The organism is Agrobacterium sp. InxBP2 (assembly GCF_026191755.1).
Classification (GTDB): Bacteria; Pseudomonadota; Alphaproteobacteria; order Rhizobiales; family Rhizobiaceae; genus Agrobacterium; species Agrobacterium pusense.
On record NZ_JAINDY010000034.1, the window covers coordinates 359,772 to 380,064 of the forward strand.

Consider the following 20,293-nt stretch of genomic DNA (forward strand, 5'->3'; position numbering starts at 1 on the left):
GAATTGCATGAATGGATCGATTGATTAACTTGAAGCTTCCGTTACGGTATGGTGCCGGGCGGGCGGTCTCATCGCCGTCTTCCGACGCCGCTAAATAATCAGACCATGGAAGATCGATGCTGGAGAAGCAGGAGAAGGCCGCGTTGGCCGCACGTGTCCGGAACTATCTTGCCCGGGAAGCCGAAGCCGAAATCGGCCTTCTGCAGGCGGAAATCTTCGTGGATTTTCTGGCGGAGGAATTGGGATATGTGTTCTACAATCAGGGGCTTCGCGATGCGCAGGCGGCGATCCTGAGACGTCTTGAGGACGCGGCGGGGGATATAGACGTGCTGGAGAAACCGAAGCCGCGCTGATGCACCCACCGCGCAGAGGCCTATCAAAAGGGCTCCTGTGGCGAGCACAGCAATCGGTAAAGTGGTAGGCACAGCTCCCTTTAATCGCGCAATATGTCGCGGCTTTTAAGAATGATTGCGCCTTTTTCACGCATCGTCGCAATCGCGGCCTTTATACCCTGCGGGTCGATGCCGCGGCTGGCATCTTCGATGAAGCGGACTTTGACGCCGGGCAGCATGTCCAGCGCATCGAGCACCGAAAAACTGACGCAATAATCGGTGGCGAGGCCACAGACATCGAGTTGCGTCACGCCCTGTCGGGTCAGATAATCGGAAAGCCCCGTCGTCGCGCCCTGGTCATTGTCGCGAAAGGCGGAGTAGCTGTCGACAGCGGGGTTTTCGCCTTTCTGCTGAATGTAGTCGAAAGCTTCCGTCTTCAGATCCGGGTGGAATTCCGCATCCGCCGTGCCCTGCACGCAATGGTCGGGCCACATCATCTGCGGTTTGCCGGAGAGTTCGCCCATGTCGAAGGGTTTCTTGCCGGGATGCTGCGAGGCGAAACTGCCGTGGTTTTCCGGGTGCCAGTCCTGCGAGGCGACGATGAGGTCGTAGCCGCCATTGTCGATCAGGGCATTGGCAGTCGGCACAACCTTGTCTCCATCGGCAACGGCCAGATTGCCGCCCGGGCAGAAACCGTTCTGAATATCGATGAGCAGCAACGCCTTCATGATGGCCTCCCTTTTCCGGGCAGGATGCCAAGCTGCTCCTGGGGGATCAAGCCTTTTTCCGCCTGCCCGGCATGTGCTGTGGTGGGGAGCAGCGACCTTTCATGTCGCACTCCTGCCGCATTTCCAGCAAATTTCCGGCAAAGTCGGAAATTACCTGACAATACGGCGGAAATTTTTCAAGGCCAATGACGCCATTAGGGCGCTTCCCCGGGACCACGCGGTGCACAGGCACCCGGTATCCGCGTAAGTCATTGTTTTGCCTTAGCCCCACAATGCGCAGACCTTAACGAAATATTTTTGCAGGGACTCGTAAACACTTTGGTTACCATAATTCGTCATGCTTCGAACCAGTCAGTTCCGAAAGCGGCCCGGTGTTCGCCCGTTCTTCGGATGTCCCAAAATCCCTCCGGCGTCGGCCGGGTATGCGTGAACGGTTCGAGTAACGAGTATCATGGCGTTTTCTGCTGCGGCCTATAACGGCGCCGGTCTTGCCGGTTCGCATTCCCTCAAGAGAGGCAAATCCTTTTCGTTCGGGCGAATGTCGGCGCTTCTTGGTGGCGGTGCCTTTGCCGGCATTTTTGCTTTTGCCGCTTTCGCTTCGCTGCACGGTATGGCCGCCGCCTCGCATGGCGTCGGACAATTTGAAAAGACGCTTGTGGCAAGGCTGGATACCGCCGAGGCGGCGATTGCCCGCACGGCGGCGCGTGATATTCACGTCCGCAAGTTTTCCCGCCTGAGCGACCACAGTCACGGCCAGCAGAAGGCCGTCCGCCTTGCCGGCATCATGCCGGAGATCGGCGCGAAAGAATTCGGCGAACGATTTGGCGCGGCGGCGAACGCCAAAGGACAGGCGACCGTTAAGGAACTTGCCGCGCTTCAGCCTTCCGCGATCGTCGATTCGGCGCTTGGACGCACCTCCGAGGTTGCCTATCAGAGCGCCGTTCCGCAGCATCCGGCATTCGAAGTGGCGCTGGCCCGACCGCAGGTCGAGGAAGAGGCAAGCAGTCTGCTTCCCGACGACGTGCCGCTGCCAAGCTTCAGACCTGATGTCGCGACAGCTCAAACGGTCGAGCCGTCACCGCGTCCTGCGGCAACTGCCAAGGCGGATGAGCGCGTTCCCGCTGTCGCCTCTGCGCCTGCTTTCGATGCGCCGGTTCCGCTGCGGGCGCCGCAGGCGCCGAAACAGAGCACCGGCGCCATGCTGGCCTTCGCGAAACCGGATAATCCGATGCGTGAGCCAAGCAAGATGGATGCGGTTCCGTGGCCTGACCGTGGCAATGGCACGGCGATCTACGATATTTCTTCCGGCGTGGTGCACATGCCGAATGGCGAGAAACTGGAAGCGCATTCCGGTATCGGCAAGATGCGCGACAATCCCGATTATGTTCACGTCAAGATGCGCGGGTCCACACCGCCTTCAAGCTACAAGCTGACAATGCGCGAGGCGCGCTTCCACGGCGTTGAAGCCATTCGCCTGACGCCGGAAAACGGTGTCAATCCGCACGGCCGCGACGGGCTTCTTGCTCATACATACATGCTGGCGAAACGCGGCGAATCCAATGGCTGCGTTGTGTTCCGCGACTATTCCCGCTTCCTCGCGGCCTTCAAGCGCGGTGAGGTCAAGCGCATGGTGGTCGTGCCGAAGCTGAACGGCAACCGCCCGACGCTCGCGAGCAGTGGTGGTAAAAGCGGCGGCAAGACGCTGCTCGGCATGTTCTCGCGCGGCAGCGACTCGTGACTGCGCGAATATTTAACGGCTGCGCCGCTGCGTCAGCACCATGCCGGCCAGAATGAGCAGGATGCCGAGAGCGCTGGCCCAGATTTTCGGCGGATGATCGCTGAAAAGATCGAGCATCACACCTGAGACCATCTGGCCGCTTATGACCAGAAGCGCGGTGTTGACCGCGCCGATGCGGGGAATGAGCCAGCTTCCCGAAGCGATGAAGACGACGCCGATGGGGCCGCCGATAAAGGCAAGCCAGGGTGCATCGGCCGCACCCGGTGGAATGAGGCCGCCGACAACGAGTCCGATCACGGTCAGTACGGCAAAGCCGACGATGTGGTTCCAGAAAGACGCGATGAGCGGCGAGTTTGACAGGCTGAGCCGGCCGTTGATCTGGCGGCTCAGCGCCACGAAGACGCCGCCGGTAAAGGCCATGGCGATCCAGACGATCATGCCGTTCTCCCGACAAGGATGATGAGTGCGCTGCCGCATAGAATGAGCGCCACTGCCGCCATGTCCCGAAGGTCCGGCTTTCTTCTGGGCAGTCCGAACAGACCGAAAATATCAGCCAGAAGGCTGAAGATGACCTGTCCACCAAGTCCGAGCGCAATGGTTCCCGAAAGCGCCAGCGGTGAATTGACGGCGGTGGAGGTGAGGATGACGATCGCGGCACCCACAACGCCGCCGCAATAGGCCCAGAGCGGCGCTTTCGGTTTTGCCGGGGCCGAAAGGTCTTTCTTCGAACGCATGATAGCCAGATAGACCAGCGCCGCCACCGTGCCGGTGCCGTGCGCCGTCCAGGAAGAAAACAGCGCGTTGCCGTGATGGGCCAGCTGTCCGTTGAAATGCACCATCAGCGTCAAGAGACAACCGCTGGCGAAGGCGGCGGCGAGATGCAGCGGATTCAGGCGTGGATGCGTCGTGTCTGTCATGTCGGATCGGAAAAGCTGAAGATGGACACGAGCTTTAGCCCATCTGCGCCTGAATCGGAATCGAATTGCGAGAGTTGGCGGATTTGGACGAGATTATCCTGTGCGTTGCGGAACAAGCGATGTGGCCACGCATTATTGCAGCATGAAGAAAACGACACGCAAACCGTTGAACCGGATGACGATTTTCGTCGTCTCGATTTTTATTGTCGGAGCCGTTGTGGCGGCAATTTATCTCATCGGCTTCACGCCCGGCGAAGTGTAAGACGGAGCGATCAATGACCGGCTGGGGCGGCGTTGCCCTTGCCGCGTTCCATTGCAACGCGCGCCCTGGCGACCGCGAAGCGAATACCGCGCAGCAGGAACCGGCTGGTTTCCAGATAGGCCCGATAGGGCAGGACAGTGAAATACCGCCAGCGCGGCAGGCGGTAAATGCGCAGATTGTTCTGGATCTGGCTTTCACCATCCGCATCCTGTGTGGCGCAGAGCGGATAGATGAAGGCGGCCTTCAAGCCGGAGAGATATTCAAGATCGAAGGCGATATCGTAGGCGAGCCGCATCGGGATGAGCTTCGATATCCATTGCCCGGCGCGACGGTTGACGAGATAGGCGCCTGAGCCTTTTTCGCGTGTCAGCGCAATGGCGAGCGAGCGACCGTTCGAGAGCGGACGGAACGGAAATTTCCGGCCATTGCTGACCGTCGTGAGACGCAGCAAGTCCCAGTCTGAGCCATTCAGCGCCGCCTCATCAATCGCATTTAGAAAATCATCATCGAAGATCACGTCATCCTCGAGGATGAGCGAGATATCGGCATCGCCTTCCATGAATTTTCGGGCGCAGGCGACATGGCTGAGATAGCAACCGATTTCCGGAGGTGACGTGCGGCGGCCATGCATCAGCATATAGGAAATTTCGCTGAATTCCGGGATTGGATAATTCAGCTCCCTGCCATTGACGCCTGGGATGCGCTCCGCCTTGAGACCCATGGCATCAAGGCGCGCGGTCATATCCGCGAGGCGCTTGGTGGCGCCGTCCATGTTGATCAGGAAAACCGCAAGCTTGCGCTGGCTTTTCGGCAATATATGCAAAGCAGTCCTCACCCGGTTCTCACATCCCATTGCAACTCCTTTATTGCAATGGCGTGACGTGGGCTATGGGAAAAGCGGCCTTCAGGCACTCATAGTTGTTGAATCAAACCTTTTCCACAAATCCATCCAGCACGCGCTTCTGGCCGGCGCGGTCGAAGTCGATGGTGAGCTTGTTCCCCTCGATGGCAGCGATATTGCCGTTGCCGAACTTGATGTGGAAGACGCGGTCGCCGACGAAGAATCTTGACGGCGTGTCGGCGACAGATTTGGCCACCAGTTCCCCATCGATGGTGCGGGTGCGCGGGCCGCTTTCGCCGTAGCCAATACGTTCCACGGCATGGCCGGAGCGCGTGCCCCAGTTGTCGCGGGTGGCATCGCTACGGTTCTGCTGCGCACGTTTCCAGCCCGGGGTTGAATAGGTGTTCGCAAAGGGATCTGCCTTGTCGAAACGCGATTGTCCGTAGCCACCACGCCCGCCATACCCGCCGTAATTGCTGTCGGATGCTGCGACATCGACATGGGCGGGCGGCAGTTCATCCAGGAAGCGCGAGGGCAGGGTGGATTGCCACAGCCCGTGAATGCGCCGGTTCGAGACGAACCAGATATGGCAGAGTTTCTTGGCACGCGTAATGCCGACATAGGCAAGACGACGTTCTTCCTCCAGACCGGAGCGGCCGCCTTCATCCAGCGCCCGCTGGTGCGGAAACAGGCCTTCTTCCCAGCCGGGCAGGAAGACGGTGTCGAATTCCAGACCCTTGGCGGAATGCAGCGTCATGATGGAGACGGCATCGAGATTTTCGTTCTGCTCGGCATCCATGACAAGGGCGACATGCTCGAGGAAGCCGCGCATGCTTTCAAAGGCTTCCATCGAGCGGATGAGTTCCTTCAGGTTCTCAAGGCGTCCGGGCGCTTCGGCCGTCTTGTCGGCCTGCCACATGGCGGTGTAGCCGCTTTCGTCGAGAATCTGCTCGGCAAGCGTGGTGTGCTCGGTGTTTTCGAGCAGACCCTGCCAGCGGCGGAAATCCTGCACCACATCGAACAGCGCCTTGCGGGCCTTCGGCTTCAGCTCGTCGGTTTCGATGATGTCGGCCGCTGCCGCCAGCATCGGAATGTCGCGGGCACGCGCATAGTCGTGCAGGTTGCGGATCGTCGTATCCCCAAGGCCGCGCTTCGGCGTATTGACGATCCGCTCGAAGGCGAGATCGTCGGCCGGCTGGCAGACGAGGCGGAAATAGGCCATGGCATCGCGGATTTCGAGGCGCTCATAAAAGCGCGGGCCGCCGATGACGCGGTAATTGAGGCCGAGCGTGACAAAACGGTCTTCGAATTCGCGCATCTGGAAGGAAGCGCGAACGAGGATCGCCATGTCGTTCAGCAGGTGACCTTTGCGCTGAAGCTGCTCGATCTCTTCGCCGACGGCGCGGGCTTCCTCTTCGGAATCCCAGGCAGCATGCACTACGACCTTTTCGTCGTCAGGGCTGCTGCGTTCGGTAAACAGCGTCTTGCCGAGGCGTCCCTCATTATGCGCGATAAGGTGGCCGGCCGCGCCGAGAATATGCTCGGTGGAGCGGTAATTGCGTTCGAGCTTGATGACCTTGGCGCCGGGAAAATCCTTGTCGAAGCGCAGGATGTTGTCCACTTCCGCGCCGCGCCAGCCATAAATCGACTGGTCGTCGTCACCGACACAGCAGACGTTTTGCGGCTCGCCCTTGGCGCGCTGCGCAAGCAGCCGCAGCCACATATATTGCGCCGTGTTGGTGTCCTGATATTCGTCCACCAGAATGTAGCGGAACTTCTGGTGGTACTCCTTCAGAATATCCGTGTGGCGGCGAAAGATGCTGATCGGGTGCATCAGAAGATCGCCGAAGTCGCAGGCGTTCAGCGTCTTCAGGCGGTTCTGATAGGCGGTGTAGAGCTCGCGGCCCTTGCCGTTGGCGAAGGCGCGGCTGTCCCCCTCCGGAATATCCGGCGGCGTCAGGCCCTTGTTCTTCCAGCCGTCGATCATGCCGGCGAACTGTTTGGCCGGCCAGCGCTTGTCATCGAGACCTTCGGCCTGGATGAGCTGCTTGATCAGCCGCACCACATCGTCCGTATCGAGAATGGTAAAATCCGATTTCAGGCCGACGAGTTCGGCGTGACGGCGCAACAGCTTGACGCCGATGGAGTGGAAGGTGCCAAGCCAGGGCATGCCCTCGACAGCGCCGCCGACGAGAACGCCGATACGTTCCTTCATCTCACGTGCTGCCTTGTTGGTGAAGGTCACGGCGAGGATCTGGCTGGGATAGGCCCGGCCCGTTGCGAGAATATGGGCAATGCGGGTTGTCAGAACACGGGTCTTGCCGGTGCCGGCGCCGGCGAGGACGAGAACCGGCCCGTCCAGCGTTTCCACGGCATCGCGCTGTTCCGGGTTGAGGCCGGAAAGATAATCGGGTGCGGCACGCGTTTGATCGCGCGCAGCCATGGCGCGGGCGGCAATGCCAAGCCCGCCGCCGTTTTCCGAAGGGGCATTGTTCGTCGCCCTGCGCGGCGCCACGGGTTCCTCATCGAAGAACGGCATATCGTCAAAACTGTTGCTCATGCGGCCCAATGTAGTGATTCGGGATATAAAGGCCAGAACCGCGTTCTGCTTTTATTCCGGTATCGCCGCTCAAAACGCCTATTCCAAGGCATTATTTCGGGTTCATGCCCTCTGGTCGGCATCAAAAGCGGCATCGACAGGCACTTGAAGGGCCACCGCAAGCTGGTTGGTCTTGGCGGCGAGCGCGATAATCCGCATCAGATCGGCATGCTGTTCATTCGTCATGTCCTTGGCTTTCGCGGCCGCCGTATGGGAATGAGTACAATAGGAGCAGCCATTGGTGACGGACACTGCGATGTAAAGCATTTCCTTCACCAGAGGGTCGAGCGCCGAGGGTGTCGCCATCACCGCCTTGACCTCGGCCCATGTCTTTTCCAGAAGATCAGGATCAAAGGCGAGGTAAAGCCACATATTGTTGATGAAGTCCGATTTGCGGGTGGTGCGGATATCATCGAACACCGCTTTCACGCGCGGATCGGCTTCGGGATTTTGTGTTTTCGTGACGGTGCTCATGGCTTCCTCCGGCTCATTTCGTGCTGACAGACTACCGCGCTGAACAATATTTGCGATAATATAGCGTTTATGGTGTGCTCGACGAGAATCCATCACAAATTACAATTACGTAAGAAACGTATTTGTGCGTTGCCTCGTTTTAAACGACGGGGAATACTGCTGATGTCCCGAAGCCTGAGCTTCAGGGGCTTTCTTACGCTGCGATGATCAACCGGAGAACTATATGCGGGTCTGGAAACAGGTGGGTGTCAGTCTGGCCGTGGTGGGGGCAGGTCTCTGTCTCTGGGGCGTCTATTCGCCCGACGCCCGCAATATGCTCGCCAGCATCGGGCTGGTCAAAGCACCCGCTGCTTCGGTCGAAGTCGCCGCAGCCGGCGGATCGGCGGCGGGCGCGCCGACGGGACAGAATGCGGGTGGTGCACGCCGCAACAATAACGCCACACTGGTTGTGACCGCCCCTGTGAAGAAAGGCACGGTCAACGACCGGTTGAACGCCATCGGCAATGGCGAGGCGATCCAGTCCGTCGTCGTCATGCCGCAGGTTTCCGGCACGCTTTCTGAAATTCGTACATCGTCCGGTGCACGCGTCGTGAAGGGGCAGGTGCTGGCGCGGCTCGATGACGAGGAGCAGGTGATCGAACGCGACAAGGCGCAGGTGGCGCTGCGCAGCGCCGTCGAAAAATCCAATTCCTACAAGAACCTGAAATCCGTTTCCCGCCTCGACGTGCTGGATGCCCAGATTGCCGAAGAAGCCGCCAAGCTTGCGCTGAGTACCGCCGAACTCAATCTCAAGCGGCGTGATATCGTCGCGCCCATCGAAGGCGTGGCCGGTATCGTCGCCGCCAATATCGGTGACAATGTCACGACGCAGTCCACCATTGTCAGCATTGACGACCGGTCTGAAATTCTCGTCAATTTCTGGGCTCCCGAGCGTTTCGCGACTGCGATCAAGGTCGGCATGCCGGTGGAGGCCACGTCGATTTCGCGCCCGGGTGAGACTTTCAAGGGGGAGATCGAGGCCGTCGACAACCGTGTCGACGAGGCGAGCCGCACCATCCGCATCCGGGCAAAGTTCGGAAATGAGAAGGATGAGTTGAGGGCGGGCATGTCATTCGGCGTCACGATGCGCTTCGCCGGGGAAACTTATGCCTCGGTTGATCCGCTGGCCGTGCAGTGGGATGCGGAAGGCTCCTATGTCTGGCGTGTGGCTGACAATAAATCCAACAAGGTGCGGGTGCAGATCGTGCAGCGCAACCCGGATGCCGTTCTCGTCAAGGCTGAACTGGCGGAAGGCGAACCTGTCGTGATTGAGGGCCTGCAGCGCGTGCGCGAAGGCGGGGCGGTGCGGGTCGGCAACCAGCCCAAGCCCGAGGAGGTTGCCAGCCAATGACGACCCAGCCGCCTTCCGGTCAGGATTCCAAGCTCGCCTTTACCGCATTGTTCGTGCGTCGGCCAATTCTGGCAGCGGTCCTTAACACGCTGCTGGTCGTTGCCGGCCTCGCCGCTCTGGTCGGCGTCGAAGTGCGCGAATTGCCCGACGTCGACCGGCCGACGATCAGCGTCAGGACCACGTATGAAGGTGCCGCGCCTGAAACGATCGATCAGGAGGTAACACAGACCATCGAAGGTGCGGTGGCGCGTGTCAGCGGCATCAAATCCATCGCGTCCAACTCACAATTCGGCACCAGCCGCGTGACGATGGAATTCGGCGACAATGTCGACATGGCCGTTGCGGCCAATGATGTGCGCGATGCCATTGGCCGCGTCACCAACCAGTTGCCTGACGATGCTGACGAACCGCAGATCATCAAGGCGGATTCCGACAGCCAGCCGATCATGCGGCTTGCCGTTACCTCGTCCACGCTCAGTATGGAAGACCTGACAAAGCTGGTGGATGACGAAATCATCGACCGTCTGGCTGCCGTCGATGGTGTGGCCGATGTGGAGCTTTACGGCGACCAGGAAAAGGTCTTTCGCGTCGATCTCAATCAGGCAGCATTGGCGAGCCGCGGTTTGACGGTGACCGATGTTTCCAACGCGCTTGCAAGCGCTGCCCTCGATGTCCCGGCGGGTTCGCTGAAAAGCACGACGCAGGATATCGTCGTGCGCGCCACCGCGAGCCTGACAAAGCCCGAGGATTTTTCCAATCTTCTCATCAAGAACAATATCCGCCTCAGGGACGTGGCGACCGTCATGCTGGGGGCGGACGACGAATCCACGTCGCTGCGCTCGAACGGCGTTCAGGGCGTCGGTCTTGGCATCATCCGCCAGGCACAGTCAAACACGCTCAGTATCTCGACCGGTGTGAAAGCCGCCGTCGACGCCATGTCGGCCAATCTGCCGGAGGGCACGCGTGTCGTCGTGACCAGTGACGATGCCGTCTTCATCGAAGGCGCGCTGCACGAGGTCGAACTGGCGCTCGGGCTCTCGGCGATCATCGTCGTTGTGGTGCTTTATCTCTTCCTGCGCGACTGGCGCGCCACCCTCATTCCCGCGATCACCATGCCGGTGGCGCTAATCGGCACCATCGTCGCCATTTATATGGTCGGCTTCTCCGTCAATATCCTGACACTGCTCGCCATCGTTCTGGCGACTGGTCTGGTGGTCGATGACGCCATCGTGGTGCTGGAAAATATCGTGCGCCGCCGGGCGGAAGGCATGGGGCCCCGGGCCGCTGCCGTTCTCGGCACGCAGGAGGTGTTTTTCGCCGTCATCGCGACGACGGCGACGCTGGCTGCCGTGTTCATTCCGCTTTCTTTCCTGCCGGGTCAGCTTGGCGGCCTGTTCCGTGAATTCGGTTTTGTGCTGGCCTTCGCGGTGGGTTTGTCCTCCATCGTGGCACTGACGCTGTGCCCGATGCTTGCTTCGCGCATGCTGAAGGAGGGGCTGAAGGAGCCGACCGGCCCGCTCGCCTGGTTCGGTAATGTCTTTGCCTCCACATACAAGTCGACGCTGTCCGCCTGCCTCAACAACCCCCTCATCGTCATCGTCGTTGCGCTCATCTTTTCCGGCCTGTCATGGATCGCCTTCGGCATGATCCAGAGTGAATTGACGCCGCGCGAGGACCGCGCCTCTATCATGATGCGGGTCACCGCGCCGCAGGGCGTCAGCCTCGAATATACCCGCGACCAGTTGCAGCGGATCGAGGAAAACCTGCAGCCGCTTCGCGACAGCGGGGAAATCCGTAACATCTACTCCATCACTGGCATGAACGGCTCGTCCAATACCGGCTTCATGGTGCTGACGCTGGCGCCCTGGGCCGACCGAGATCGCACGCAGAACCAGATCGCTGCCGATGTCACCTCTGCCGCCAACAAGGTTCCGGCGTTGCGGGGCAACGCCATGCAGCCGAACAGCCTCCGCATTCGCGGCGCCGGCAACGGATTGCAGATGGCGATGGTCGGCAGCAATTATGCGGCGCTGACAGAGGCGACGCAGAAATTGCTGCTTTCCATGGAAGAAAGCGGCCTGTTTGATACGCCACGTTTCGACAACGAACCCAATCAGGCGCAGATTTCGGTCTCCATCGACCGTGAGCGCGCGTCTGATCTCGGCATCGACATCACCGGTCTCTCTCGCGCCATGCAGTCGCTGCTGGAAGGGCGCTCGATTGTCGACGTCTTCGTGGATGGCGATGCGATCCCGGTGCGGCTCCTGTCCTCCACCCGGCCGATCAATGATCCGACCGATCTTGAGAATGTCTTCCTGAAGACGGGCGACGGCAAGATCGTGCCGATGTCGGTCATCGCGTCGCTCAAGGAAAATGCGGTTGCGCCGCAGCTCAACCGCGAACAGCAGCTTCCCTCCGTCGGCTTTACCGCCAACCTCAAGGACGGCGTTTCGCTGGGCGAGGCGCTGCAAAAGGTGAACGAGCTCTCGCAATCCGTCCTGCCGCCCGGTGCACGCTTGCTGCCGCTGGGCGAGGCTGCGACACTGGAGGAGAATTCGAGCGGCATGCTGCTGACCTTCGGTTTCGCGATTGCCATCATCTTCCTCGTGCTTGCCGCGCAGTTCGAAAGCGTGCTGAGTTCGATCATCATCATGTCAACGGTGCCGCTCGGCCTTGCCTGTGCCGTCATCGCGCTGCTCGTCACCGGCTCCAGCCTCAATGTCTACAGCCAGATCGGCCTCGTGCTGCTCGTTGGCGTCATGGCGAAGAACGGTATCCTGATTGTTGAATTCGCCAACCATCTGCGCGATCAGGGTGCAACCGTGCGGGAAGCTATCGAAAAAGCCACCAGCATCCGTCTGCGTCCGGTCATGATGACGATGATCGCGACCATCCTTGGCGGCGTGCCGCTGGTTCTGGCGCAGGGAGCCGGCGCCGAGGCGCGCATCGCGCTCGGCTGGGTCATCGTCGGCGGACTGGGCTTCGCGACGCTGGTGACGCTTTACATCACACCGGTCTCCTACCTGCTGATCGCCCGCTTCGCCAAACCGCAAGCGGATGAGGAAATCCGCCTTCACCGCGAACTGGAACTTGCCGCCCGCCGCAAGGCGCTGGAGGAAGACAAGCCGCTGCTTGCTGCGGAATAAAAACGGTTGCCGCCTTACCGTCTGGCGCCATTGCGCGGCTGGACAAAGCGTTAACCTTATCCCATACCACCTGACGGAATTTCGTAACGGATCGAATCCTTTACGGGCTGATGTTGCGGTGGAGACGGACGATGGCGTTGAAAGATGTGGTGGCGGGAAAGCGTAACGAAGAGGGCATTGCGTCTGCGCTCGCCGTTCTGAAGCAGCAACTCGGCGACAGGCTCCAGACCGGACAGGCGTTTCGGGAGCAGCACGGCCACACCACCACCTATCTGACGCTCCAGGCGCCTGACGGCGTCGTTTTTGCCGAGAGTGCTGATGATGTGAAGGCCGTCGTGAAGGTCTGCTCGCAATATAAGGTGCCGGTGATTCCGTTTGGGACGGGGTCTTCGCTGGAAGGGCAGGTGAATGCGCCCAGCGGCGGAATCTGCATCGATTTCAGCCGGATGAATCGCATCATTGAGGTGAATGCCGAAGATCTTGATGTGACGGTGGAGCCGGGCGTGACGCGCGAGGACCTCAATGTCTATCTGCGCGATACCGGCCTGTTCTTCCCGATCGATCCCGGCGCCAATGCCTCGATCGGCGGCATGGCCTCGACACGCGCTTCCGGCACCAATGCCGTGCGTTACGGCACGATGAAGGACAATGTGCTCGCCGTTACCGCCGTCGTCGCCAACGGCGAGGAAATCCGCACCGCGCGCCGCGCTCGGAAGTCGTCTGCCGGCTATGACCTGACGCGGCTTTTCGTGGGGGCCGAGGGGACGCTCGGCGTCATCACTTCGGTGACGCTGCGGCTGCAGGGCATACCGGAAAAGATCGCCGGCGGCGTCTGCACATTCGACAGCATCAAGGCGGCCTGCGATGCCGTCATCATGACGATCCAGATGGGGGTTCCGGTTGCCCGTATCGAATTGCTCGATGAGGTCCAGGTCCGGGCCTGCAATGCCTATTCCGGCCTGAACTATGCGGAGAAGCCGACGCTTTTCGTGGAGTTCCACGGCACCGAGGAAACGGCGGCGCTACAGTCGCAGCAGTTCGCAGAAATCGCGGCTGAATGCGGAAGCATCGACTTCCGCTGGACAAGCGATGCCGCCGAACGCAACAAGCTCTGGAAGGCGCGGCACGACGCCTATTGGGCCTCGCGGGCGCTTGCGCCCCATCTCGACGGGCTTTCCACCGATGTCTGCGTGCCGATTTCGAGGCTGGCGGATTGCGTGGTTGAAACGCAGCTGGATATCCAGGAAAACGGCTTTCTCGCACCGATCGTCGGCCATGCCGGCGACGGGAACTTTCATGTGCTTATTCTGTTCGATGGAAAAGATGCGGAAAGCGTAGCGAAAACCGAAGCCTTCGTTGCCCGTCTCAACCGCCGCGCCATCGCCATGGACGGCACCTGCACCGGCGAACACGGCATAGGACAGGGCAAGATGAGTTTCCTCGCCGAAGAGGCCGGCAATGCATTGGATGTGATGCGCGCCATCAAAATGTCGCTCGACCCGGACAACATTTTCAATCCGGGCAAGTTGTTCCGTCTTGTCTGATCGTTCTCACATTTGATTGGTACAAAAGGCTGCTTGCCGTTAAGGCAAAAAAGAATAGGTTTGCAGCGTTCGTGAAGGGAGATGCAGGTCAGTGCTCGGGCGTATTCTGGTTTTTCTGGGCGGACTGCTGGCGGTGGTGCTGTTTTCGGCGCTGCTTATTCCCTATTTCGTCGACTGGACGGATTTCCGCCGTGATTTTGAGGACCAGGCGAGCCGTATTCTCGGCAAGAAGGTTGTCGTGCATGGCCGCGTCGAGGCCCGCATCCTGCCGTTCCCTTCGGTAACGTTGCATGATGTCCGGGCCGGGACGGATGCCGATGGATCGCCGCTCATCCAGGTCGCGCGTTTTTCCATGGACGCCGAGCTCGCGCCCTTCCTTTCCGGCGAGGCGCGCATCTTTGATATGCGCATCGAGGAACCCAAGGCGAAGATCAGGCTGCTGAAAGACGGCACGCTGGACTGGATGCGCGGCAGCCGCGCGGAAATTCCCGCCCGAACCGTGGTTCTGGAAAGCGTGCAGATTGAGGGCGGCCAGATCGAGTTCATCGACGAGCAATCGGGTCGCAACCGCCTGATCACCGGTCTTACCGCCGATATGTCCGCCAATTCGCTGGCCGGACCATGGAAGGCGGACGGGCGGGCTGCCGTCGACGGGCATCCCGGCTCTTTCTCCCTCTCAAGCAGCGAACCTGATTATGCCAATGGCCGCATGGGCCTTCGCGTCCGCGTCGTGCCGGATGAGCATCCCGTCGAGGTCGATCTGGATGGCGTCATCGCCGCAGCGGCGGGAAAGCCCGCCTATAGCGGTTCCTTTTCTTTCAGTTTCAGGGAAGACGAAAAGCCGAAACAGGCCGGGCAATCGCTCTTTTCCTCGCCGCGCACCCGCGGCAGTTTTGAACTGACCAATGAGAGCGTGCGTATACCGAGCTACCGCATGGAACTCGGCGGTAACGAAAATCCCTATGTCGTGACCGGAGAGGCGACGCTCGATACCGGCGCCAAGCCCGAATTCCTGCTGACGGCCGATGGCCAGCAGATCGATGTCGCACGTTTTGCGCCGCCTGTCGTGCAGACGGGCAAGACCTCGCGCCAGCCCACCGTTTCCGTGCGCCAGCGCATCGAGGCCTTTGCCGCCATGGTGGCGCGCATTCCCGTACCGCCGGTGCCGGGTAAGGCGAGCATCAGCCTTCCCGCTCTGGTTTCCGACGACACGACCATTCGTGACATCCGGCTGGATGTTCGGCCGCAGGGCAGCGGCTGGCAGGTGGTGAATGCGGTGGCGACGTTGCCAGGAAGAACCCAGCTGGAGGCCAAGGGATCGTTGACCCTGCTTGGTGGTCCGGCCTTCAACGGCAATATGCTCGTTGCGTCCAACCAGCCCTCGGGGCTGGCGAACTGGCTTTCCGGTTCCGTCGATCCGGCCATCCGGCAACTCAATGCCGCCGGCTTTTCTGCCGATGTCTCGTTGACGACGCTGAACCAGCGCTTCGACAATCTGGAGCTCGCCATCGGCGACGCGTCGCTGAAAGGCGAGCTGGAACGGCGCTCCGACGGCAAGACCTCCAACCTTTCGATCGATCTTGCGGGCAACGAAATCGACCTGGACGCGCTGAAGGCACTCGGCAGTCTAGCGCTCGGCGATCAGGTCGGAAGCTCGGTTCTCGACCACCGCATTACTGCGAAGTTCAAGGCCGACCGGTTCAACATAGCCGGGGTGACCGCCAATCACGTCGAGACCGCCTTCACGATGGCGGGCGGGGTTCTTTCGCTGGAAAATATGACGGCTGGCGATATCGCCGGTGCAGAGGTCAGGGCAAGAGGCGAATTGCAGGGGTCGTTGCTGAAATATGCGGGCAAAGGCACGGTGAACCTGCACGCAGCGGATATGCAGCCCTTCTTTACGATGCTGCAGCAGAAACTGCCTGCTCATCCCTTCCTCAGCCGCCTGGCGGCCAGCGCGCCATGGTACGCCAATTCCGACCTTGCAATGGATGTCTCGGTCAACAGCGAAAACGGCGGCGCCAATGTTGCCGTCTCCGGTACCGTTAACGGCAGCCGGCTGTCCGCCGTCGCCAAGATGCCGGATTTCCTGTCGATCACCGATGACACGGCCATGTCGCTGGAAGCTGTCTTGAAAAACCAGTCGACGGCCATCCTGTTCGGCCAGGCCGGGCTTGACCCGTTGCCCTTCGACGCTGACGGCGAGGGCCTCCTGTCCGTCAAGCTCAATGGCACGCTCGGCGCGCCGGCACAGACCGATATCCGCTTCTCGACGGAACGCACACATTTTTCGGCGAACGGCTCCTTTGCCGTTTCAGCCGCCAATTTCGGCGAGGGCAGTGCCGATGTCGTTCTCGAAAGCGCTGATATCGAGCCCTATCTCATCATGAATGCCGTTGGGCTGCCGCAGCTCGGCGGGGGCATGGCGGTGAAGGCCAATGCGAAAGTTGCGGTGGATGGACAAAAAATTGCGCTTTCTTCTGTCGGCGGACAGGCAGGCGGTAATCCCTTCTCCGGCAATCTGACGTTCGAACGCGCCGCGCCCCATTCCGTCAGCGGCGATCTCTCAGTCCGGACCGCCGATCTCGCCTGGCTTGGCGACGCAATCTATGGTCCGGTGATCGATCCGGAAACCGGGGGCCTCAATGCCAAGCCGCTGGCCATGCCGGCCTTCCCGCAGCTCAAGGCGTCTCTGTCGCTCAAGGCGGAAAGCTTCGAGGCTGGACCTTTCGGCACTGTCACGGGTTTGACGGGCAAGGTAACGCATGATTCGGGCAGTCTCGCACTCGACGACATCACCGGCGGCTTCATGGGCGGCAAGATTGCAGGACGGTTTGCGATGTCCACGGGCGAGGGGGCGGGCATTTTCCGCACCAAGATCGCGGTAACCGACGCCAATCCGGAGCCGATCCTTTGGGCGAATGCGAACGGTCCGGTTGCGACCGGCCGCGTGGCCATTGATCTCACGGCAGAATCGACCGGCAAAAGCGTTGGTGAAATGCTGAAATCAGCGGGTGGCTCGGGTGAAATCCGGGCCAGCGGGCTGGTGCTTAAGGGGCTCAATCCCGGTGCCCTGTCGCCAATCCTGCAGGCGGCGGATGGCTTGCAGCAGCCGATCGATGCTCCGAAAGTTCGGCCGCTGGTGGACCAGAGCCTGTGGCAGGGCGAGATCGGGCTCGGCGATGTATCCCTGCCGTTCTCGGTAAATGGTGGTGCGCTGCATTTCCAGAATTTGCGGGCGGCGATCGATCCATTGACGCTGACAGCCGATGCGACGGTTGATCTTGCTGCTTTCACGGTGAATGGCGACTTCGATCTCCTGTTCAATCCCGGCACCGAAACGGTTGCCGGCGCCGAACCGTCTTTGCGCCTGAATTACAACGGTCCGCTTGCTGCGCCAGCCCTGACGACCGACGTTTCGGCGCTCACCAACTACCTGTCCCTGCGGGCCTTCGAAAAGGAGCGGCGCAGGGTGGAGGCAATGCAGGCAAGCGTTCTTGAAAAGCAACGCCTGCGTCGCGAAGTGGCGCTTTATCGTTTCCAGGCGGCTGAGCGGCAGGCGGAAAAGGAACGGGCGGAGGCGGAAGCCAAGGCGAAGGCAGAGGAAGAAGCGCGGCTGAAGGCTGCTGCCGAAGAACGTCTGCGGCAGGAAAAAGAACAGCAGGAACGTTTGCAGCAGCAACAGCAGCAGCCCGTGCCGCAGCCGCAGTCAGCGCCGGTTCTGGTGGTGCCACCGACGGAAAATGCAATCCGGGAACTCGCCCCGGAAAATGCTCCCGCCAATCCGTAATTTTCCGAAAAGGGCTCGGCGTCGCTTTTCATTTCTTCTTCGGTTCCATGTCCGCGGTCTGGACCGGCTCCGGTCGCTACCCCGCAATCCGGACTTTCAGGTCCGAAACGGTTGAAGAGGCAGTGAATGAAGGTGAGAAAGCTTGGCTGTTCCCGGAGAAACCATGGGTATCCCCATCGGGGGATGTCTGGACAGCGAGGTTTCGGACAAGGGCTGGAAACAAGGCTACGCAATACGGGAATGCCTTGCAGCGCAGATTAGTCCGCCAATGTTTAATGAATACTTTCGCAGCGTTACCAGTTTTCGGCGGGAATGTTTTGTAGTCGGCGAACATAAATTGCGGGGCTGGCGTCGCCGGGTGACGCCGTCGCGAATTTACCGGGTCTTGAGCCAGTTCAGCACATAAACGCGTAGCGACGAAGACAGATTGCTGTCGGAGGGGCGGTTGTCATCGATTTCGGCCAGCAGGGCCGCGAAACTGATCTTGCGTCTCTCCGCGATGATTTTCAGCTCGTCCCAAAAGGCGTCCTCAAGCGAAATACTGGTCCGGTGACCGTGCAATGTCGTGGAATGCTTGCGGATCATCAGATCTGTCTTTGGCTGGAAATCTGAATCATGTTTTGCCGGCAAGCCCCTGTTTTACGATTCTTTTTCGATTTGCTGGCCCTGTCTGTCCCTCGGCAGCTCGGTCTCAGTCCTTCCGGGGGCCGTGAGCGTCGTTTTCGAGCCGGCCCTGGTCAAGTGCCTTTTCGGCCTTTTCATTCAGGGCTGATGTGAGGTTCTTTTCCGCTTTGGTGCGTCCGAAGGACAGGCGGTTCTGCTCCGCCTGTTTTTCTTTTTCGCTGCGGGCTTTCTGCTTCCGGAACTGGCGCAGATTGACGATATCGGCGGCCATGCGGATACGTCTCCTCGGGTTTCGCGCTCAGGCAGGCGTTATTGCTTCTTGCGGAAAGCATCCAGCGAGACGACGGAGCCTTCCTTCTTTTCCTCGCCGGCCTTGGGCGTTTCGGAAGCGGAAGCCGGCTTCGCCTCGTGCGACACCGGATATGCGGTGATTTCCGCGTCTTCCGCTTCTTCCTCGTCCGCCAGGGGGACATCGAACTCAAGTTCGAAATTCACGGAAGGATCGTAGAAACCGCGGATGGCATTATAGGGAATGACGAGCTTTTCCGGTGTATCGGAGAAGGAGAGACCGATTTCGAAGCCGGTTTCGGTGACCTTCAGGTCCCAGAATTGATGCTGGATGACAATGGTCATCTGCTCGGCATATTTCGCCTTGAGGTGCTGCGAAATCCGCACACCGGGTGCACCGGTCAAGAAGGTAATGAAGAAATGGTGGTCGCCGGGCAGACGGCCGGTGGCGGCCACTTCGCCCAATACCTTACGAATAACGCCGCGAAGGGCATCCTGTGCGAGAATGTCGTAACGGATATGATCCTGCCCCATGCGGTCCTGTCTTTCCCTTATTCGAACGTCTTTTTCATGCACGGCGCGCCTTGGGTACCAAGGACGCTGTAACACTTTGAATCTCTGCGTAATCCTTGAGCCGGGATCAATTCCGATCCGGATGGTTACGCTTTGCTCAAGTATACGCAATGTCCCGAACGGCAGCAATGGAAAAGCCGATGCTGTCCGCAAATCAGCTATCATATAACCAATTCAGGCAAAATGGAGAAGGTGGAGGTTTCTGTTGCCAGGTACCTCCGAACCCCGCCTCACGGGGCTAACCGTGAGGGCTTTAGAGCGGAATTCCCGCACCGCCATTAGGCAGCGAGAGCGTATTCCTTAGCGTTGTTGTCGTTTGCAACTACACTTGTGACCCGATAACGGCGGTATCATGCCGAGCAAAAGTTCGATCTTTACACCCTTGTCGATCCTATTTCGCCCCCATCAAAAGCCGGCCTTTCATCTTAAAGCCGCCGGTTTTTGGTGGAGGCGCCGGGTACCGCCCCCGGGTCCAATAGGTTTATTACACCGACCGTTTATCGCCATAGCCGGGTTGCCCCGGCAAGGCTCATATAGGCGTTTCGACCGGCTGAGAAAAGGGGGGAGATGACAATTCGATGAAAAGGTTTCGTGACGCCGGCAATTTAGACAATTCTTGACGACGAGGGATTGCTGTCTCATTCTCCCTGCAACCGGTCATTAGAAGCAACACCGGGCCGGGGACACACGAAGGAGTGGACATGACTGACTATCTCGCAGATGTGAAGAAATACGATGCAGCAGCCGACGAAGCCGTTGTCGGCAAGATCGTCAAACATCTCGGCATTGCCCTGCGCAACCGGGATTCCTCGCTGGTGTCCGCGTCCGATCCGGAAGAGCTTGCACGTGTGAAGGCTAGCTGGTGCGGCAAGAAGCTTGGTGTCACCGATGACAGCGCCGACAAGGCAATCGATGCCGTTGCGAAAGCCATGGCCGCCGACCGCTCAAAATCGCGCGTGACCTTTTATTACCTGGTCGCCAAGGAACTCGGAAAGCTTCAGTCGCTCTGATTTTCCCGGAAAAACGGGGATAAGCGTTTCCCCGGTG

At 59.9% G+C, this 20,293-nt stretch carries 16 protein-coding genes and 1 other RNA gene; 7 read left to right on the plus strand and 10 right to left on the minus strand.

The window, feature by feature from the left end; translation table 11 throughout:
- Positions 1 to 116 precede the first annotated feature (116 nt).
- On the plus strand, positions 117 to 353 hold the full coding sequence (locus K7A42_RS23520; RefSeq protein WP_004442755.1) for a DUF2164 domain-containing protein: 237 nt from the start codon (positions 117 to 119) through the stop codon (positions 351 to 353).
- A gap of 80 nt (positions 354 to 433) precedes the next feature.
- Here the strand turns inward: K7A42_RS23520 and pncA are convergent, their stop codons facing one another.
- Complete coding sequence (gene pncA / locus K7A42_RS23525) at positions 434 to 1,060, minus strand: bifunctional nicotinamidase/pyrazinamidase (protein WP_034498807.1); 627 nt, start codon at positions 1,058 to 1,060, stop codon at positions 434 to 436.
- A 451-nt stretch (positions 1,061 to 1,511) separates the two neighbouring features.
- Here pncA and K7A42_RS23530 point away from each other — a divergent pair, with 451 nt between their 5' ends.
- Complete coding sequence (locus tag K7A42_RS23530) at positions 1,512 to 2,798, plus strand: DUF2778 domain-containing protein (protein ID WP_035209702.1); 1,287 nt, start codon at positions 1,512 to 1,514, stop codon at positions 2,796 to 2,798.
- Between the two features lie 12 nt (positions 2,799 to 2,810).
- Here the strand turns inward: K7A42_RS23530 and K7A42_RS23535 are convergent, their stop codons facing one another.
- The 5 genes from K7A42_RS23535 to K7A42_RS23555 form a co-directional block, all read right to left on the minus strand.
- Positions 2,811 to 3,236: a DMT family transporter gene (locus tag K7A42_RS23535; protein ID WP_022556583.1), complete on the minus strand. Its 426-nt coding sequence runs from the start codon at positions 3,234 to 3,236 to the stop codon at positions 2,811 to 2,813.
- Entirely contained in the window at positions 3,233 to 3,715 is a 483-nt protein-coding gene (locus K7A42_RS23540; RefSeq protein ID WP_035209703.1) for a DMT family transporter, read from the minus strand. Before K7A42_RS23540 ends, K7A42_RS23535 begins: the two co-directional genes overlap by 4 nt.
- Before the next feature lie 272 nt (positions 3,716 to 3,987).
- Complete coding sequence (locus K7A42_RS23545; RefSeq protein ID WP_034498809.1) at positions 3,988 to 4,800, minus strand: glycosyltransferase family 25 protein; 813 nt, start codon at positions 4,798 to 4,800, stop codon at positions 3,988 to 3,990.
- Between the two features lie 103 nt (positions 4,801 to 4,903).
- Complete coding sequence (locus K7A42_RS23550) at positions 4,904 to 7,378, minus strand: ATP-dependent helicase (RefSeq protein WP_072494945.1); 2,475 nt, start codon at positions 7,376 to 7,378, stop codon at positions 4,904 to 4,906.
- Between the two features lie 102 nt (positions 7,379 to 7,480).
- A complete protein-coding gene (locus tag K7A42_RS23555; protein ID WP_282455967.1) occupies positions 7,481 to 7,891 on the minus strand; it encodes a carboxymuconolactone decarboxylase family protein in 411 nt (136 codons plus the stop codon).
- 223 nt (positions 7,892 to 8,114) lie between these two features.
- Between K7A42_RS23555 and K7A42_RS23560 the strand changes: the two genes are divergently transcribed.
- The 4 genes from K7A42_RS23560 to K7A42_RS23575 all read left to right on the plus strand — a co-directional run bounded on the left by K7A42_RS23560 (position 8,115) and on the right by K7A42_RS23575 (position 17,761).
- A complete protein-coding gene (locus K7A42_RS23560; protein WP_112766560.1) occupies positions 8,115 to 9,281 on the plus strand; it encodes an efflux RND transporter periplasmic adaptor subunit in 1,167 nt (388 codons plus the stop codon).
- Positions 9,278 to 12,427, plus strand: coding sequence for an efflux RND transporter permease subunit (locus K7A42_RS23565; RefSeq protein ID WP_022556577.1), 3,150 nt, complete (start codon positions 9,278 to 9,280; stop codon positions 12,425 to 12,427). Before K7A42_RS23560 ends, K7A42_RS23565 begins: the two co-directional genes overlap by 4 nt.
- Positions 12,428 to 12,558: 131 nt before the next feature.
- The gene (locus tag K7A42_RS23570) at positions 12,559 to 13,971 is read left to right on the plus strand and encodes an FAD-binding oxidoreductase (RefSeq protein ID WP_022556576.1); all 1,413 of its coding nucleotides are present in this window, start codon (positions 12,559 to 12,561) and stop codon (positions 13,969 to 13,971) included.
- A gap of 91 nt (positions 13,972 to 14,062) precedes the next feature.
- Entirely contained in the window at positions 14,063 to 17,761 is a 3,699-nt protein-coding gene (locus K7A42_RS23575; protein WP_282455968.1) for an AsmA-like C-terminal region-containing protein, read from the plus strand.
- Between the two features lie 375 nt (positions 17,762 to 18,136).
- Here the strand turns inward: K7A42_RS23575 and K7A42_RS23580 are convergent, their stop codons facing one another.
- The 4 genes from K7A42_RS23580 to ssrA all read right to left on the minus strand — a co-directional run bounded on the left by K7A42_RS23580 (position 18,137) and on the right by ssrA (position 19,809).
- Positions 18,137 to 18,346 (minus strand): ribbon-helix-helix domain-containing protein, encoded by a 210-nt coding sequence (locus tag K7A42_RS23580; RefSeq protein ID WP_035209777.1) that lies wholly within the window; start codon positions 18,344 to 18,346, stop codon positions 18,137 to 18,139.
- A gap of 106 nt (positions 18,347 to 18,452) precedes the next feature.
- Positions 18,453 to 18,656, minus strand: a complete 204-nt coding sequence (locus K7A42_RS23585) for a DUF4169 family protein (RefSeq protein ID WP_004442742.1) — start codon at positions 18,654 to 18,656, stop codon at positions 18,453 to 18,455.
- 38 nt (positions 18,657 to 18,694) lie between these two features.
- Positions 18,695 to 19,207: an SspB family protein gene (locus K7A42_RS23590; RefSeq protein WP_004442741.1), complete on the minus strand. Its 513-nt coding sequence runs from the start codon at positions 19,205 to 19,207 to the stop codon at positions 18,695 to 18,697.
- Positions 19,208 to 19,437: 230 nt separating this feature from the next.
- Positions 19,438 to 19,809, minus strand: a transfer-messenger RNA (tmRNA) gene (gene ssrA / locus K7A42_RS23595).
- Positions 19,810 to 19,947: 138 nt separating this feature from the next.
- On the opposite strand from ssrA, the gene K7A42_RS23600 reads away from it, so the two are divergent.
- Positions 19,948 to 20,256, plus strand: coding sequence for a DUF2853 family protein (locus tag K7A42_RS23600; protein WP_004442740.1), 309 nt, complete (start codon positions 19,948 to 19,950; stop codon positions 20,254 to 20,256).
- Positions 20,257 to 20,293: the final 37 nt, after the last annotated feature.

Bases quoted from the DNA above. Each gene is read 5' to 3' on its own strand.
- pncA (WP_034498807.1), bottom strand. From the start codon at position 1,060: ATGAAGGCGTTGCTGCTCATCGATATTCAGAACGGTTTCTGCCCGGGC.
- K7A42_RS23555 (WP_282455967.1), bottom strand. From the start codon at position 7,891: ATGAGCACCGTCACGAAAACACAAAATCCCGAAGCCGATCCGCGCGTG.
- K7A42_RS23560 (WP_112766560.1), top strand. From the start codon at position 8,115: ATGCGGGTCTGGAAACAGGTGGGTGTCAGTCTGGCCGTGGTGGGGGCA.
- K7A42_RS23535 (WP_022556583.1), bottom strand. From the start codon at position 3,236: ATGATCGTCTGGATCGCCATGGCCTTTACCGGCGGCGTCTTCGTGGCG.
- K7A42_RS23585 (WP_004442742.1), bottom strand. From the start codon at position 18,656: ATGGCCGCCGATATCGTCAATCTGCGCCAGTTCCGGAAGCAGAAAGCC.
- K7A42_RS23570 (WP_022556576.1), top strand. From the start codon at position 12,559: ATGGCGTTGAAAGATGTGGTGGCGGGAAAGCGTAACGAAGAGGGCATT.
- K7A42_RS23590 (WP_004442741.1), bottom strand. From the start codon at position 19,207: ATGGGGCAGGATCATATCCGTTACGACATTCTCGCACAGGATGCCCTT.
- K7A42_RS23565 (WP_022556577.1), top strand. From the start codon at position 9,278: ATGACGACCCAGCCGCCTTCCGGTCAGGATTCCAAGCTCGCCTTTACC.
- K7A42_RS23600 (WP_004442740.1), top strand. From the start codon at position 19,948: ATGACTGACTATCTCGCAGATGTGAAGAAATACGATGCAGCAGCCGAC.
- K7A42_RS23580 (WP_035209777.1), bottom strand. From the start codon at position 18,346: ATGATCCGCAAGCATTCCACGACATTGCACGGTCACCGGACCAGTATT.
- K7A42_RS23520 (WP_004442755.1), top strand. From the start codon at position 117: ATGCTGGAGAAGCAGGAGAAGGCCGCGTTGGCCGCACGTGTCCGGAAC.
- K7A42_RS23540 (WP_035209703.1), bottom strand. From the start codon at position 3,715: ATGACAGACACGACGCATCCACGCCTGAATCCGCTGCATCTCGCCGCC.
- K7A42_RS23550 (WP_072494945.1), bottom strand. From the start codon at position 7,378: ATGAGCAACAGTTTTGACGATATGCCGTTCTTCGATGAGGAACCCGTG.
- K7A42_RS23530 (WP_035209702.1), top strand. From the start codon at position 1,512: ATGGCGTTTTCTGCTGCGGCCTATAACGGCGCCGGTCTTGCCGGTTCG.